This is a genomic window from Streptomyces sp. 184 (assembly GCF_045781775.1).
Lineage (GTDB): Bacteria > Actinomycetota > Actinomycetes > Streptomycetales > Streptomycetaceae > Streptomyces.
In genome coordinates this window covers 3782913-3797422 of the sequence record NZ_CP123230.1, presented here as the reverse complement: position 1 = coordinate 3797422, position 14510 = coordinate 3782913, and the positions used below count along the sequence as shown (strand labels likewise).

General features: G+C 75.9%; 14 protein-coding genes. 2 read left to right on the top strand and 12 right to left on the bottom strand.

Annotation, left to right across the window (positions count from 1 at the left end; all coding sequences use genetic code 11):
* Positions 1–46: 46 nt before the first annotated feature.
* The 4 genes from QBL21_RS15880 to QBL21_RS15865 are packed head-to-tail and all read right to left on the bottom strand — an operon-like array spanning position 47 to position 4084.
* Entirely contained in the window at positions 47–1114 is a 1068-nt protein-coding gene (locus QBL21_RS15880; RefSeq protein ID WP_407562837.1) for an ABC transporter ATP-binding protein, read from the bottom strand.
* The gene (locus QBL21_RS15875; protein ID WP_407562836.1) at positions 1111–1959 is read right to left on the bottom strand and encodes an ABC transporter permease; all 849 of its coding nucleotides are present in this window, start codon (positions 1957–1959) and stop codon (positions 1111–1113) included. Before QBL21_RS15875 ends, QBL21_RS15880 begins: the two co-directional genes overlap by 4 nt.
* Entirely contained in the window at positions 1956–2849 is an 894-nt protein-coding gene (locus tag QBL21_RS15870) for an ABC transporter permease subunit (protein WP_407562835.1), read from the bottom strand. Before QBL21_RS15870 ends, QBL21_RS15875 begins: the two co-directional genes overlap by 4 nt.
* On the bottom strand, positions 2819–4084 hold the full coding sequence (locus tag QBL21_RS15865) for an ABC transporter substrate-binding protein (protein WP_407562834.1): 1266 nt from the start codon (positions 4082–4084) through the stop codon (positions 2819–2821). Before QBL21_RS15865 ends, QBL21_RS15870 begins: the two co-directional genes overlap by 31 nt.
* 168 nt (positions 4085–4252) lie before the next feature.
* Between QBL21_RS15865 and QBL21_RS15860 the strand changes: the two genes are divergently transcribed.
* A complete protein-coding gene (locus QBL21_RS15860) occupies positions 4253–4870 on the top strand; it encodes a CDP-alcohol phosphatidyltransferase family protein (RefSeq protein ID WP_407562833.1) in 618 nt (205 codons plus the stop codon).
* On the opposite strand, the gene QBL21_RS15855 is transcribed toward QBL21_RS15860, so the two are convergent.
* Entirely contained in the window at positions 4845–5573 is a 729-nt protein-coding gene (locus QBL21_RS15855; RefSeq protein ID WP_407562832.1) for a TVP38/TMEM64 family protein, read from the bottom strand. The genes QBL21_RS15860 and QBL21_RS15855 overlap by 26 nt on opposite strands.
* A complete protein-coding gene (locus QBL21_RS15850) occupies positions 5570–6349 on the bottom strand; it encodes a class I SAM-dependent methyltransferase (protein ID WP_407562831.1) in 780 nt (259 codons plus the stop codon). Before QBL21_RS15850 ends, QBL21_RS15855 begins: the two co-directional genes overlap by 4 nt.
* A gap of 112 nt (positions 6350–6461) precedes the next feature.
* On the opposite strand from QBL21_RS15850, the gene QBL21_RS15845 reads away from it, so the two are divergent.
* A complete protein-coding gene (locus QBL21_RS15845; protein WP_407562830.1) occupies positions 6462–7871 on the top strand; it encodes a dihydrolipoyl dehydrogenase family protein in 1410 nt (469 codons plus the stop codon).
* A 100-nt stretch (positions 7872–7971) separates the two neighbouring features.
* On the opposite strand, the gene QBL21_RS15840 is transcribed toward QBL21_RS15845, so the two are convergent.
* From QBL21_RS15840 to QBL21_RS15815, 6 genes are read right to left on the bottom strand one after another with little or no spacing between them, the layout of a single operon-like run.
* Positions 7972–9189, bottom strand: a complete 1218-nt coding sequence (locus QBL21_RS15840) for an NAD(P)-binding protein (protein ID WP_407562829.1) — start codon at positions 9187–9189, stop codon at positions 7972–7974.
* A 29-nt stretch (positions 9190–9218) separates the two neighbouring features.
* Complete coding sequence (locus QBL21_RS15835; RefSeq protein ID WP_407562828.1) at positions 9219–10907, bottom strand: radical SAM protein; 1689 nt, start codon at positions 10905–10907, stop codon at positions 9219–9221.
* A 22-nt stretch (positions 10908–10929) separates the two neighbouring features.
* Positions 10930–11649 carry a TIGR04283 family arsenosugar biosynthesis glycosyltransferase gene (locus QBL21_RS15830; protein ID WP_407562827.1) on the bottom strand — a complete coding sequence of 240 codons (720 nt, stop codon included), beginning with the start codon at positions 11647–11649 and terminating at the stop codon, positions 10930–10932.
* Complete coding sequence (locus tag QBL21_RS15825) at positions 11646–12305, bottom strand: TIGR04282 family arsenosugar biosynthesis glycosyltransferase (protein ID WP_407562826.1); 660 nt, start codon at positions 12303–12305, stop codon at positions 11646–11648. The genes QBL21_RS15830 and QBL21_RS15825 overlap by 4 nt, the downstream gene beginning before the upstream one ends.
* The gene (locus QBL21_RS15820; protein ID WP_407562825.1) at positions 12302–13090 is read right to left on the bottom strand and encodes an MTAP family purine nucleoside phosphorylase; all 789 of its coding nucleotides are present in this window, start codon (positions 13088–13090) and stop codon (positions 12302–12304) included. The genes QBL21_RS15825 and QBL21_RS15820 overlap by 4 nt, the downstream gene beginning before the upstream one ends.
* The gene (locus QBL21_RS15815; protein WP_407562824.1) at positions 13075–14508 is read right to left on the bottom strand and encodes a radical SAM protein; all 1434 of its coding nucleotides are present in this window, start codon (positions 14506–14508) and stop codon (positions 13075–13077) included. Before QBL21_RS15815 ends, QBL21_RS15820 begins: the two co-directional genes overlap by 16 nt.
* Between the last annotated feature and the right edge of the window lie 2 nt (positions 14509–14510).

Here is a 14510-nt window from a genome sequence, read left to right as displayed (position 1 = left end):
CTCGTCCGGGAAGGCCGGGGCGCGGGCCGCCCGGCGGCCGGTGCGCTCAGTCGGGCACCACCCAGCGGTGTTCCACGGGCAGCCGCAGCCGGATCCGTTCACCGGCCGCCGGGGGCGGGCCGGGCGGAAGCAGGGCGTGCACGGGGCCCGCCTTCGTCTCGGCCCGCAGGGCGGTGAAGGCGCCGTCCGGGCGCACGGTGCGTACGGTGGCGGGCACCGCGTCGGGCCCCTCGCCCCGCGTGACCGCCTCGGGCCGGATGACGAGATAGCCGGGGCCGCGGTGGTCGACCCGGTCGGGCAGCTCCAGCCGGCCGAGTGCGCAGGTGAAGTGTCCCGTGCCGGTGACGGTGCCGGGGAGCGCGGTGGGTGCGCCGAGGAAGCGGGCCACGGTGCGGGAGGCGGGGCGGGCATGGAGGTCGGCGGCCGGTGCGTGCTGGAGCACGCGCCCGCCGTGCAGGATGGCGACGGTGTCGGCGACGGCGGCGGCCTCGGACCGGTCGTGCGTGACCAGCACGGTGGTCAGGCGCAGTTGCCGCTGCACCGACGTGAGCAGCTCGCGCATGTCGTGCCGCAGTCCGGTGTCCAGGGCGCTGAACGGCTCGTCGAGCAGCAGCACTCGGGGCCGGGCGGCCAGCGCGCGGGCCAGGGCGACCCGCTGGGCCTGGCCGCCGGAGAGCTGGCGCGGGTAGCGGCCGGCGAGATCCGCCACGCCGACGCGCTCCAGTTCGTCGTGGGCGGCGGTACGGGCGGCGCGCCGGCCCTGCCCGCGCAGCCGGACCGGGAGGGCCACGTTGTCGAGCGCGGTGCGGTGGGGCAGCAGCATCGGCTGCTGGAAGACGACGGCGGCACCGCGGCGCTCGGGCGGTATTCGGGTGATGTCGTGTCCGTCGATGCGGACGGTGCCGTCGTCGGGCGGGAGCAGCCCGGATATCACCTGCACGGTGGTGGTCTTGCCGCAGCCGGACGGGCCCAGCAGGGCGAGCAGGCGGCCGTCGCCGACGCTCAGGTCGAGGCCGTCCAGGACGGTTGCCCGGCGCCCGCCCCGTCCGGGGTGGGTGACGGTGATGCCGGACATGCTCAGGCCGCCGGCCGCGGCGGGTGGGGTGGAGGTCATGAGGCGGCTGCGGCCCTCCCGGTATGCGGTGGCGGCGGGGCGGGCTCGGCCCACGGTGCGCGGCGGTGCCGCAGCAGGGCGGCGGCCAGGCCGAAGAGCAGGACCGGGGGTACGGCGATGAGGATGCCCAGCACCGCGGTCAGCGGCTGGTTCCCGCTGCCGGCCGCGGTGGAGAACAGCAGCAGCGGCATGGTGGTGACGAGCCCGCCGCCGACGAGCACGGTCATGAGGTACTCGCTCCAGGAGACCAGGAAGGCCAGCGTGGCCGCGGCGAGCAGCGCCGGGGCCAGCAGCGGCAGGGTGACGTGGCGCAGCACGGCGGTGCGGGAGGCGCCGAGGGTCCGCGCCGCGTGCTCCATGCGGATGTCGTACGTGGCGTGGGCGCCGGTCATCACGAGCACCGTGTACGGCAGTGCGGGCACCAGGTGCACCAGCGCCACCCCCACGGCCTGATCGGCGAGGCCGGCGCGTACGAACATCTCCTGCACGCCGACGGCGAGCGCGAACGGCGGCACCAGCACCGGGGCGAGCAGCAGCACCCGCAGCAGCCCCGCGGCCGGCGGCGCGTACAGCACCAGGCCGCGGGCGGCGAGCGCCCCGAGGGCGGTGCCGACGACGGCGGTGCAGGAGGCCAGCGCCAGCGAGGTGCCGAGCGCGTCGAGGACCTGCTGCTGCGGGTCCGGCACCCGGGCCCAGGCCCGGGTGGAGAAGTCCTGCGGCAGCAGCGCCGGATAGACCCAGCGGCCGGTGAACGCCCACAGCAGCAGCGGCAGTACGGGGGCCGCCACCCAGATCGCGAGGACCGCGAACCCTGCGGCCCGCCACACGGTGTGCAGCCGGTTCACCGGCCGGCCCCGACCCGTGCGCGCAGCAGTCGCCGGGAGATGACGGCGGCGGCGAGGGCCGCCAGCGCGACCACCGCGCCGATGACCACGGCGAGCGCCAGCGAGCGCGGGCGGTCCGCCAGTTCGACCGAGCGGTACAGCTCCACCGCCTCCACCGGCAGCGCGCGCGGCGCGGTCGCCCCGAGCAGGGCGGGGACTTCGTAGGCGGCGAAGGTGAAGGCGAAGACGAGCAGGCACGCCTCCAGCAGGGCGGGCGCCAGCAGCGGCCAGGTGACGTGCCGCAGGCGCTGCCAGCGGCCTGCGCCCAGGGTGCGTACGGCCGTCTCCAGGTCGCGTACGGCGGGTGTGTGCGCGGCCAGCAGCATCAGGACGACGAACGGGGCCTCCTTCCAGACGTAGCTGAGCACGACGGCGACCTGGCCCTCGCCGGCGACCAGCGCGGGGAAGTCGGCGGGCTCGTCGGTCCAGCCGGCGGCGCGGGTGAGGCGGGAGACGAGTCCGGAGCCGGCCAGCAGCAGGGCGAAGGCGGCGGCGGCCAGGGCGTGCGGCACGGCGAGGGTGGCCCGGGCCACGGCCTCCACGGCGCCCCGGGCGCGCCGGGCGGTGCTGACCGCGCCGACCACCGCCAGGGCGAGCACCGCGGATCCGGCCGTACTGAAAGCGGCGATCCTCAGGCTGAGCAGCAGGGAGCCGACGAGGACCGGGTCGTCGGGCAGCCCGGCGTACGCGGCGGTGCTCCAGCCGTTGCCGAGGCCGTCGGCCAGGCTGCCGCGCACGGCCAGGGCGAGACCGCAGCAGGCCAGGGCCACGACGGTGAGCGCGGGCAGCACCAGCAGCAGCCCCCGGGTGCGGTGCGTGGTCATGAGCCCGTCGGCACGTGCTGCTTCCACCCCTTGTCCAGCGGGGCCACCCAGTCGCCGCTCGGCTCCGGCCGGGCGTTGCGGGAGAGTTCCTCGATCGGCAGCGTCGTGGCGGGGGTGTCGAGGGCGGCGAACTCCTTCCGCCACCGTTCGGGCAGCCGCTCGTGGTCGAGGACGGTGTACGCGCCCCAGCCGCCGGGCCGCGCCTTGGCGTGCTGCAACTCGGGCGAGAGCATCAGGTCGGAGAGGACCAGGGCAGCCTCGCGGTGCGCGGCGTTCTGCGGCACGGCGAGGTAGCTGGTGTTGCCCAGCGTGCCGTCCTCGGGTACGAACACGCGGGTGGTCTTCGGGTAGTGGCCCCTGGCGACCAGGCCCGGGACCTCGGCGGGTCCGTAGGTCATCGTCATGTCCACCTCGCCGTTGGCGAAGAGGTCGCCCTGGGCGGCGGCGTCCTTCGGGTAGGTGGTGCCGTTGCGCCACAGATGCGGCTTGAGCCGGGCGAGTCGCTCCCACAGCGCCGGTGCCGCCTTCTCGTACGCGCCCGGGCTGTAGGTCTGCGGGACCTTCGCGCCTGGCGGGGCGGTGGCGTAGAGCAGTTGGCGGACGAAGGCGGCACCGGTGAAGTCCGGCGGCGCTGGGTAGGTGAAGCGCCCGGGGTTCTCCTCGGCCCACTGAAGGATCCCGGCCGTCGTGCGCGGCGGGTCCTGGAGCCGGGCGGAGTCGTAGACGAAAGCGAACTGGGCCCGGCTCCACGGGGTTTCGCAGTCGTCCACCGGGGTGCCGAAGTCGCGGGTGAGGGTCGGGTCGGAGTGGTCGACGTACTTCTGGCTGGGCATCAGGCCGGTGTAGCCGCACAGCCACAGGCCGGCCTGCTTCCCGGTGCGGAAGTTCTCGCCGTTGACCCACACCAGGTCGACGGCCCCACCGCTGTCCTTGCCCGCCCGGATGTCGCCCAGGACCTTCTGCACGGCGTCCTGGGTGTCGGCGACCGGCACCCGCTTGACCCCGATGCCGAGCTTCTTTGCCGCCGGTACGACCTCGTCGTCGACATAGGCGTTGGCCCCCTGGTCACCGCCGTACATGAAGAGGTTCACCGTCTGACCGCGGGCGGCGGCGCGCAGCTCGGACCAGTCCTTCGGCAGCGCCTCCTGGTCTCCGCCGCCCGAGCAGGCCGCCAGCAGCATCGCGGCGGCCCCCGTCCAGGCCGCCGCACCCGTACCGCTCCGGCCGGGCCGCAGGGCGGGCCGCCGATTCCGTATCCGCATCCAGGCAACTCCTTGTCGTCGTCCGTGCCTTACCCAGATCCACGGCCACGACCCGGCGGAGATCGCGAGCCGCACCGGCCGTGCTGAGATGGAACACGACGGCGGGCCCGGGGACTTCCCCCTCTGAGGGTGGGCACGGCGCGCCGCGGAACAGGGAAGGGACACCTGATGCTGGACGCGCAGGCGCGGGCGGTGCTGGCCGGCCCGATGGGCCGACTCGCCGCCCGGCTGGACCACCCGGCGGTCACGCCGAACCGGCTCACCGCGCTCGGCGCCGGCCTGGGCCTGGCGGGCGCCGGGGCGGCGGCGGGCGGCTGGTGGGCGACGGCCGCCGTGCTGTGGCTGGCCTCCCGGCTGGCCGACGGTCTGGACGGCCCGCTCGCCCGGCACCGCGGCACCGCCACCGGCGGGGCGGGCGGATTCCTCGACATCGCGGCCGACTTCCTGTGCTACGGGGCGTTCGTCGTCGGCGTCGCGGTCGGCGCGGGCGGCAGCGCGCTGCCGTTCCTGCTGGTGCTGCTCGCCTACTACGTCAACGGCACGGTCTTCCTCGCCTTCTCCTCCATCGCCGAGCGCACCGGGCGGCAGCGGACGGACGACCGGCTCTCCCGGGGTCGCTCACTGAACTTCCTCGGCGGAATGGCCGAGGGCGGCGAGACCATCGCGGTCCACACCCTGTGGTGCCTGCTGCCCGGCCACGCCCATGCCGTCGCGTGGGCGTGGGCGGCCGTCGTGGCCGTCACCGCCGCCCACCGCGTCGTCACCGGCTATCGGCTGCTTCGCTGACGTCTGCGGTACGGTCGCGCAGCAGCTTCGTCGCCCACCAGCCGCCGGCGCTCAGCACCAGCAGACCCGCCGGCGCGAGCCACAGCAGCGGGGAGTCCGTGTCGCCCAGCGCCCCGCCGAGGCCCGTGTAGACGATCGTGGCCGGCAGGATGCCCAGCGCGGTGGCCGCCACGTAGGGCGCGAACCGCACCCCGGCCACCCCCGCGCCGTAGTTGACGGCGGCGAAGGGGAAGAGCGCCACCAGGCGCAGCAGCAGCACGGCCACGAAGCCGCGGCGGGCGAGGTAGACGTCCAGCCGGGCCAGCCGCCCCGAGCCGGTGTACCGGGCGACCGCCGGCCGGCCCAGCCAGCGTGCGAGACCGAACGAGATCACCGCGCCCGCGGTGGCTCCCGCCATCACGACCACCACGCCCACCGTCAGGCCGAACAGCGCCCCCGCGGAGGCCGTCAGCACGGAACCGGGCAGCAGCGCGGTCACGGCCAGGGCGTAGCAGAGGACGAAGACCAGCGGCCCCCACACGCCGAGGCCGTCCACCCAGCGGCGTACGTCCTGAAGCAACTCGGCCCCGCCCAGGACGATCCAGCAGCCCGTCCCGGCCAGCAGCGCGACCAGGACGAGCAGCTTGACCAGGGCGCCGCGCGAGGAGTCGGGGCCGGCCTCCGCCGGCGGCGCGGGCGGCGTCCGGCCGTCGTCGGTGTTCATACGCCGTCCCGCCCGGGGTACGCGGCCGGGTACTCTGCCACGACGCGGCGCAGCGGCAGTTGCAGCCGGCGGCCGGGGCGCGCCCAGCGGGCGAGCGACCGCCGTGCGGATTCCGCCCGCCGCGCGGTCAGACCCGGGAGGTAGAGCCCGTCGGCCAGCAGGGCGGCTGCCCGAGGCGTCTCGATCGCGAGCGTGAAGACGTGCCGTTCGTCGGAGCGTACGCGAAAGCCCGCGCGCCGCAGCAGCCCGGCGAGGCCGTCGCGGGCGTCCGGGTTGGGCCACGGCTGGTGCACCGCCCGCAGCGCGCCCATGACCCGGACCCAGCCGGCCGCGCCGCGCGCCGACAGGCCCGAGGAGGCGGGCACGAGAGCCGCGCACCGCCCGCCCGGGCGCAGCACCCGGCGGATCTCGCCGAGCACCCGCGGCAAGGGGGTCACCGCCTGGAGGCACATCGCCGCGCACACCGCGCCGATGCTCCCGGTGCGCACCGGCAGGGCGTCCGCGTTCGCCCGCACCAGCGGCGTGCGTCCCCGGCGGGCCGCCTCGTCGAGTTCACCGCGGGAGCCGTCGATGCCGATCCAGCCGGTGTCCGGCAGCATGTCGCGCGTGGGCGCCGAGCCGCAGGCCAGGTCCAGTACCGGGCCCGGGTGGGCGTGCAGCGGTTCGGCCAGCCAGGCGTACGGGGACGTCTCGGCCAGCGCGAAGAGCCGCTCGGTGATGCCGGGACGGGCGTCGTGGTAGGCGGTGACGTAGCGCTGCCACTCGTCCTCGTCCATCCGCGACTCCTCCGTGCTCCCGTCGATCGCCCCGGCCCGACCCCGGCACCGCCGCGGCGGGCCATCCACGCACGGTGTCGGCTCTGTCACACCCGAGGAGCAATACTGCACCATGAGCGCATACGACATGGTGGTCATCGGCGGCGGCAGCGCCGGACTCACCGCAGCCCGCACCGCCGGCCGCTTCGGCGCCCGCACCCTGCTGGTCGAGGGCGACCGGCTGGGCGGGGACTGCCTGTGGACGGGATGCGTGCCCAGCAAGGCGCTGCTGCGCGTGGCCGCGGAGGTCGCGACCGCGCGCCGCGTCGGCCGCTACGGTCTCGCCGCCGCGTCCGGCGCCGTCGACCTCGCCGCGGCCATGCGCCACGTGCGGGGGGCGATCGCGGCGATCGAGCCGCACGACTCGCCCGAGTCGCTGCGTCCGCTCGGTGTGGAAGTGGCCCATGGCCGGGCCGTCTTCACCGGCCGCCGCACCCTGACCGTGGCGGGCCGGGACGTCGCCTTCCGCTACGCGGTGATCGCCACCGGCTCCTCCCCCGCCCTGGCGCCCGTTCCGGGCCTGGCCGAGGCCGGCCCCCTGACCAGCGACTCCGTGTGGGACCTCGATCGGCTGCCCGACCGGCTCGTGGTGCTGGGCGGCGGGCCGGCCGGCTGCGAACTCGGCCAGGCCCTCGCCCGCCTGGGGGCGCGGGTGACGGTCGTGGAGGCGAGGGAGCGGCTGCTTCCGGACGAGGAGCCGGACGCCTCCGCCGCGGTACGGCGGGCGCTGGAGGCGGACGGCGCCACCGTCCTGACGGGATGTCACGCCGAGAAGGTCACCGGCGGCGCGGTGCACGGCCCGGGCGGTCCGCTGGCCTACGACGCCCTCCTCGCGGTCACGGGCCGCCGCGCCAACACGGCCGGCCTCGGCCTGGCGAGTGCGGGGGTACAGCTCACCGACCGCGGCGACGTCCGGGTGAACGACCGGCTGCGCACCGGCAATCCGCGCATCTACGCGGCCGGGGACGTCACCGGCCGCTCCGCCTCCACCCACCTCGGCGGCACGCAGGGCGGCGCCGCCGTCACCGACGCGCTCCTGGGCGTACGCCGCCGCATCGACGGCGCGGCGGTGCCCCGCGTGACCTTCACCGACCCCGAGGTGGCCCGTGTCGGCCGCACCGCGGCGGAGGCACGGGCCGAGCACGGCGACGCCGTACGTGTGCACACCCTGGCCCACGACCGGCTCGACCGCGCCGTCACCGAGGGCCGCACCGACGGCTTCACCACCCTCGTGCTCGGCCCGCGCGGCCGCATCGTCGGCGCCACGGTCGTCGCGCCGCGCGCCGGGGAGACCATCGCCCACCTCGCTGCCGGCGTCCGGCTCGGCTGGACGGCCTCGGACTACGCCAGGACCGTCCACCCCTACCCCACGTACGCCGACGGCCCCTGGCACGCCGCCCTCGCCGACGTCTACGGCCGCCTGGCCCGGGCCAGGGGGGCGACCGGCGCGCTGCTGGCGCTGCGCAGGCGGCTCGGACGGTGACCCCGGCTACGCGCCGCCCGGCAGTGCGGCGCCGTTCGCGCCGCCGCGGCCGGGACGGTCGTGGCGATACGCGCACGGCGGGATCCCGTCGCCGCCGGCGTCAGGACTCGCGCAGCGCCGCCAGCGGCTCTTCGGCCGCCGCCCATGCGCCGGCGACCTCGTCGACCTGGCCGTAGCCGCTGCGCAGCAGGAAGGTGTTCAACCGGCCGTAGGACTTGGCGCCCAGGATGTAGAAGCCCGGTTCGGGGTTGCGCAGGGTCTCCAGGCCAACGGCCGGCTGGGCGAGGCAGTCTCCGCCGGCCGATCCGAGCAGGGCGGCCGACACGTTCATCGGGGCGCCGGTGGCGTAGCACTCGTGGATCTGCAACTGCCGGTACAGGGCGGGGTCCGCGGCGTAGCCGGTGAGTGCGAGGACGTGGTCGGCGACGACCTCGTGCGGGCCTGCGGGGGTGGTGACGGCGGCGCGGACGCGACCGTCGGCCCGCGCGGCGAGGGCGGTGACGCGGGCGCCGGTCCGTACGGTGACGCGCTCGTGGCCGCCGGCGGCCAGGTCGCGGGAGACCGACACGAGGCGCTGCCGCTCGGGCAGGGAGTCGTCCGGCACCTCGCCCCAGTCGGGATCGCGGTCGCGTACGAGCCACTCCAGCCGGGTGCCGGGGAGTTCGGCGAGGCCGCGGGCGGCGGTCTGGGCGGACTTGCCGGCGCCGACGAGCAGCACGGTGCCCGCCCAGCGGCCCGGCTCCGCGTGCAGGGGCGGCAGGGTGCGGGTGATGCGGTGGGCCAGCGCGCGCTCCCCCGGAGCGGCGATGCCGCCGTCACCGAGGGAGTTCGGCGTGGCGTAGGTGCCGGTGCAGTCGAGGACGAGGCCGGCTCGGTCCTCGTACTCGCCGTCCGGGCCGTCGACGAGGAGACGGAAGGGTGCGGCGGCGCGCGTGCGGGTGCCGATGTGCTCGTGCTTGAGCAGGCTTGCGCGGGCCACGGCGGCGACGCGGTGACCGAGGCGGATGCGGCCCGCGAGGGCGGGCAGGGCGGCCAGGGGACGCAGCAGGCGGTCGGCGAGGTCCTTGCCGGTGGGGTACGCGGCGCCGTCGGGCGGCTCGTGTCCGGCGCGGGCCAGGTGGGAGCGCATGCGGGCGGAGGCGTTGAGCCGCCAGGGGGTGAAGAGGCGGACATGGCCCCAGGACCGTACGTGGAAGCCGACCGCGGGGCCGGCTTCGTAGACGGTGACGGGCAGTCCGGCGTCGGTGGCGGCCAGCGCGGCGTCGAGGCCGACGGGGCCCGCCCCGAGGACGGCGACATGCCCGGATGAGGTGGCCAAGGGGGCTCTCCTTCGGTCGGTCGGCACGGTCAGATGGCGCAGTTGACGGGGCGGGGCAGGCTGCCGTCGTGCTGGCGGGCGGCGAAGAACCGCTCGGTGACCAGTTGCTTGCCCCGCTCCAGCGGGGTGCCTGCGGGGGCCAGGTGCATGTCGGGGCTGGTGGCCGCGTCGGCGCCGGCGGGGTGCCAGTGCAGTCCCTCGGCGGAGGCGGTGAGTTCGGGGATGGAGGAGTCGGGGCCGATGGCCAGGCCGGTCTCGGCGGCCCCGCGGTGCAGCAGGGGGCGTACGGCGAAGTGGCCGGCCGGCAGGCCGAGTCCGGCGAGGAGGTCGGCGACGGCGGGGATCTCGTGGGCGTTCTCCGGGGTTTCGGTGAGCGCGACGCGCGGGGGCAGGCCGATGTCGATCAGGTGGCGCAGGCCGTCCATGGTGCGGGCCCAGGAGCCGGGGCCGCGGTGGGCGTCGTGGGCTTCGGGGGTGGCGCCGTCCAGGGAGGTCTGGACGGTGAGCTTGCGGCCGGCGAGCTGCGCGAGACCGCGGGCGCGGCGGCCGCGCAGCAGCATGGCGTTGGTCATGACGACGGTGGGCAGCCGGCCGCAGGCGTGGTCGAGCAGGTGGACGATGTCGGGGTGGAGGAAGGGCTCGCCTCCGGTGACGTACAGCTCGGTGAAGCCCTCCTCGGCGGCCTCGTCCACCAGGTCGCGCACGGCGGCGGCGTCCAGGGTGCGCGGGTCGGCCGACGGGGAGGAGGCGACGGCGCAGTAGTCGCAGGCCAGGTTGCAGTGGAAGTTGGTGTAGAGCCACAGCCGGGTGGGGAAGTACGCGCTGCCGAAGAGCGGTACGACCGGGCGGTCGTCGCCGTCCTGCTCCCCCGCGGCGCCGCTTCCCCAGCCGTCGCCGGCCGGGGTGAAGCCGCTGGGCAGGCTGCTGCGGTAGAGGTGGTAACGCCCGCGGGCGCGCTCGGCCGGCGGCAGGATCTCCAGGCAGGTGGTCCACCAGCCGGTCTCGATGGTCTCGGCGAAGGGCTCCGGCAGTCCGGCGGCGCGCATGGAGGCGGCCTGTGCCCGCCAGTCGTACGCCAGCGGTACCAGCTCGGCGCTCGCCCGGCCGCCCGCCAGGTCGAGCAGCGCGTACCAGACCTCGCGGCGGCCGTCGTTGGCGGGCTTGCCGATGACGCCCACGTTGACGACGAGGCTGCCGGCGGCGCCGCCGACGCGGCGCTGCCAGGGCAGGCCGCTGTGGGTGCACAGCACCACGTCTGCCCCGCTGGCGCCGGCCCGCTGCCGGTGGGCGTCCTCGGGCAGGGACTCCCACCAGAAGTCGTTCAGGGCGAGGGGGGAGCCGTGCACCATGTGGACGTCGAGACCGCCGATCCGTTCCCGTCGCTCGGTGGGCAGCCTGCCCATCCAGGCGGCGAAATCGCGGTCGGTGGTGGCCAGGGTGTGGTCGTAGATGAGCTGGGCGTACTCGTTGTCCTTCGCGTCGCGGTAGCCGCAGCCGCAGTCCGTGTCGCCGCGGGCGATGGCCACGTCGTAGTTGCCCGCGATGCACTCGACGCCCGCGGCGGTGAGGATCGGGCGGAGGGCGTCGACCCCGGGGCCGAAGCCGCCGAGGTCGCCCAGGCAGAACAGCCGCTCGGCGCCGCGGGCGCGGGCGTCGCGGACGAAGGCGGCCAGGGCGTACGGATTGCCGTACGGGCCGCCGCAGACGGCGATGCGCATGGGAACTCCCGGGGGCGGAGGGTCAGGGGGCGGTGGGCCGGCGGTGCGGCAGCCGCGGGCCGCGGGCGTAGCGGCGGCGGATGCGCTCGGAGTCGACGCCGGCGAAGTACAGCACCTTGAGGTACTGCATGAAGACGATCATCCGCCAGGTGCCGTGCTCGGTGAAGCGGCGTGCTGAGGCGGTGGAGGTGGCCGGGAGGACGGCCAGCTTCCCGCGCCGGTGCAGCCGCCGCGACAGCTCCAGGTCCTCCATGATGGCCAGGTCCGGGAAGCCGCCGAGCGCGTCGAAGGCACTGCGGCGGACGAACATCGCCTGGTCGCCGAAGATGTGGTGCAGGCGGCGGGCGCGGGCGTTGGAGGACCGGGCGAGGTACCGCAGGCCCGGGCTGCGGCGGTCGAAGCGCAGGGTGAGCCCGCCGCCGACGACGGCGGGGTCGGCGAGTGCGGTACGGATCTGGCCCAGCGCCCCGGGGTGGATCGCGGTGTCGGCGTGGACGAACCACAGCACCTCGCCGGTCGCGTGGCGGGCGCCGGTGTTCATCTGGACGGCGCGGCCGCGCGCGCTGTGGACCACGGTGGCGTACGCGGCGGCGAGGCGGGCGGTGCCGTCGCCGCTGCCGCCGTCGACGACGATCAGCTCGCAGTCGGGGAAGTCGCGGCGCAGCCGGGCCAGGGCGCCTTCGACGGTGGCGGCCTCGTCGAGCACCGGCATGACGATGGAGACGGCGGGCGGTCGGGTCACGGCGCCTCCGTCGGGCGCAGCAGGGCGGCGACGCCGGCGGGCAGCCCGGGGTCGGCCAGCAGGGCGGCGGCGTCCTCGGGGGTGTCCAGGTCCCGTAGCCGCGGCAGGAGCCGTACGCGAAGCCGGTGCCGGCCGGCCAGGTCGAGGGTGGCGGCCAGCACCCGCGCGCCGCCCCACAACTCCGGGTCGATGCCGAAGAGCCCGAGGTGCGGGCGTCGCATGCCGATGAGGTAGTAGCCGCCGTCGAGCGCGGGTCCCAGGACCACGTCGGCGTCGCCGGCGAGGGCGGCGTGCGCCTCCTCCAGGTGCCACGGGGTCAGGGTGGGCGCGTCGGTGCCGACCACGAGCAGGGGCCCCGACCCGTGTGCGAAGACGTCCCGTACGGCGGTGGCGAGCCGCCGGCCCAGATGGCTGCCGTCCTGGGGCAGCAGGCGTACCCCCGCGGGCACCAGGGCACGCAGCTCGGTGCGGGCCTCCGGCGGGTCGTAGGCCAGGTGGGTGCGCAGCTCGCACCCGGTGGCCAGGGCGGTGGTGCGGCGGATCAGCTCCGCCTGGAGCGCCGCGCAGCGCCGGGGCGTCAGCAGCGGATGCAGGCGCGTCTTGACGCGGCCCGGGTGCGGCGCCTTGGCCATCACCAGCACGGCGGGCGCGCTCATCCGCCGAACCGGTGGACGATCCCGGCGGCCGGCGGCGGCTCCAGGCCGGGCAGGGCGTGTTCTGCCAGGCCGGCGAAGGCCCGTGTGCTCGCCTCCATCCGGGCAAGCAGCGCCTCGACCGGCTCGGGCTCGGCGGCGACGCCGTTGGCGTAGTCGGTGACGTAGCCCACCAGGGCCAGCGGCAGTTCGCGCTCGCCGGCCAGCACCACCTCCGGGCCCGCGGTCTGGCTGACGGCGGTCACACCGGCCGCGGCCAGGGCGGATATCTCGCTGCGGGAGTTGAACCGGGGCCCGTCGACGTGCCCGTACGTGCCGCCGTCGCGCACGGGCGTCCCGGCGCCGACGGCGGCGTCGATCAGCGCCCGGCGCAGCGGCTCGGAGAACGGCCGGTCGAAGATCCAGTGCCCGCGGCCCGCGGCGCCCGGGGTGTCGAACCAGGTGCACGGCGAGCCGTCCGGCAGCCGGTTGGCCGGGAAGTACAGGTCGTCGAAGACCACCAGCGAGCCGGGCTCGGCTGCGGGGTCGACGGCCCCGCACACGGTGAAGGAGACCACGGCCCGCACCTCGCGGGCGAGCAGTGCGGCGAGGTTCGCCCGGTGCTCGACGTGGTTGGACAGCCGCCGGTGCCCCGTCCCGTGCCGGGAGAGCTGCACGACCTCGGCGCCGGCGAGGCGGCCCTCGGTCACCGGCACGTCGCCGTACTCGGTACGGACCGTGTGGTGGACCGCCCCTTCGAGGTGCGGCCAGGCATAGCTGCCGGAGCCGGTGATCACGCCGAATCGCACGATACGTTCCTCCCAGGGGTGTCGGGGGTGCCGACCTCGACGAGCGGCAGCAGGGTGCGCAGTTCGGCGTTCTCGGCCGGGTCGAGCACGGCGTGCTGGACGCACGCCGGCACCAGCGTGCCGTCCTCGGGGTGGGCCATGGCGTACTGGCAGGCGGCCAGCCGCTCCTGCGTCTCGCGCAGTTTCGGGTCCGCACTGGTCTCGCCGCGCCGCATCAGCTCCCAGGCGGGCGCGACGTGCTCGGCGTCGATGAAGGTGTGCATGATGAACGACACCGACCGGGCCCGCAGCCGGTGTGCGAGCAGCCGCCCCGCCCCGACCCGGCGCACCGCGCGGGCGAGCCAGCACCCGGCGGTGACCACGAGTGACGGGTGGCGGGCGGCGATCCGGGCGAGTCTGGCGGCGAGCAGCGCGGGCGGGGTGCCGGAGAAGCTGACGCGGCCCAGGTGGCGGAAGAAGGCGTCGCGGACGGCCAGGTCGCGCGGGTCGGAGCCGTCGAGGTACGGGTACCAGCGCTCGCCGACGTAGAAGCCGTAGGCGGCGCGGTTGCAGCGGATGTCGCCGTGCTCGAAGACGCGGTAGTCCAGCGTCGTGCCCGCGCCGCGTTCGATCTCCGCCCACACCGCGTCCGGCGTCGCCTCGCGGTACGGCTCCTTCCAGCGGCGGTCGTCACCGAGGAAGGCGGCGGGCTGGAAGGAGAACATGCCGTAGCCCATCGCGTGCGCGTCGCGGATGACGTCGGCGACCTCGTCCAGGTTGCCGGGGGTGACGGTCATGTTGTGGGCCAGGAAGAACCGGACCCCGTGTGTACGGCGCAGCCGCGTGAACATCTGCGCGAACCGCTTCCGGTACGGGTTCAGCGCCCGTTCGCTCGGCGGCCGGGCGATGCCGCGGCGCCCGTACATGAACTTGTCGAAGTGCACGGCGAACGACAGCCGGTCGAAGCGCCGCCTGCCGTCCGGGCCGAGCGCCAGCGCCCGCAGGTAGTCGTCGTCGAAGTCGCCGTGGGTGAAGCTCATCGGCTCCCGGCCGTGCCCGCGCATGATTTCCAGGCAGGCGGCGTGGTCGTCCGGCGGCAGCAGGCTCACCTCTCCCCCGATCAACTGGGCGTGCGCCCGCGGGCCGCGCATCCGCCGCAGCAGGCGGAGCTGCGCGTCGACCTGCTCGCGGGTGTGCGCGCCGTCGATGCGCACGGCGTTGGCGTCCCTGGAGTGGTAGCAGGGCGTGCAGGCCAGATTGCACCTGGGGAACACCCCGTGGGTGCCCTCGCAGCCGACGCCGTGCCGCCCCAGGACCTGCCCCGGCGTCTTCACGTGCTCCGGCAGCCCGTCCCACCGGCGTGCCATGGCCGCGGTGAACTCCGGGTCGTACGGCCGGCCGGCCCGTTCGGCGGCCCGCAACCGCGCCCATAGCCCCATAC

What these genes read in the sequence shown, in the direction of transcription:
- QBL21_RS15850 (WP_407562831.1), bottom strand. Translation starts at nt 6,349, where the DNA reads ATGGACGAGGACGAGTGGCAGCGCTACGTCACCGCCTACCACGACGCC.
- QBL21_RS15855 (WP_407562832.1), bottom strand. Translation starts at nt 5,573, where the DNA reads ATGAACACCGACGACGGCCGGACGCCGCCCGCGCCGCCGGCGGAGGCC.
- QBL21_RS15860 (WP_407562833.1), top strand. Translation starts at nt 4,253, where the DNA reads ATGCTGGACGCGCAGGCGCGGGCGGTGCTGGCCGGCCCGATGGGCCGA.
- QBL21_RS15815 (WP_407562824.1), bottom strand. Translation starts at nt 14,508, where the DNA reads ATGGGGCTATGGGCGCGGTTGCGGGCCGCCGAACGGGCCGGCCGGCCG.
- QBL21_RS15825 (WP_407562826.1), bottom strand. Translation starts at nt 12,305, where the DNA reads ATGAGCGCGCCCGCCGTGCTGGTGATGGCCAAGGCGCCGCACCCGGGC.
- QBL21_RS15865 (WP_407562834.1), bottom strand. Translation starts at nt 4,084, where the DNA reads ATGCGGATACGGAATCGGCGGCCCGCCCTGCGGCCCGGCCGGAGCGGT.
- QBL21_RS15845 (WP_407562830.1), top strand. Translation starts at nt 6,462, where the DNA reads ATGAGCGCATACGACATGGTGGTCATCGGCGGCGGCAGCGCCGGACTC.
- QBL21_RS15880 (WP_407562837.1), bottom strand. Translation starts at nt 1,114, where the DNA reads ATGACCTCCACCCCACCCGCCGCGGCCGGCGGCCTGAGCATGTCCGGC.
- QBL21_RS15835 (WP_407562828.1), bottom strand. Translation starts at nt 10,907, where the DNA reads ATGCGCATCGCCGTCTGCGGCGGCCCGTACGGCAATCCGTACGCCCTG.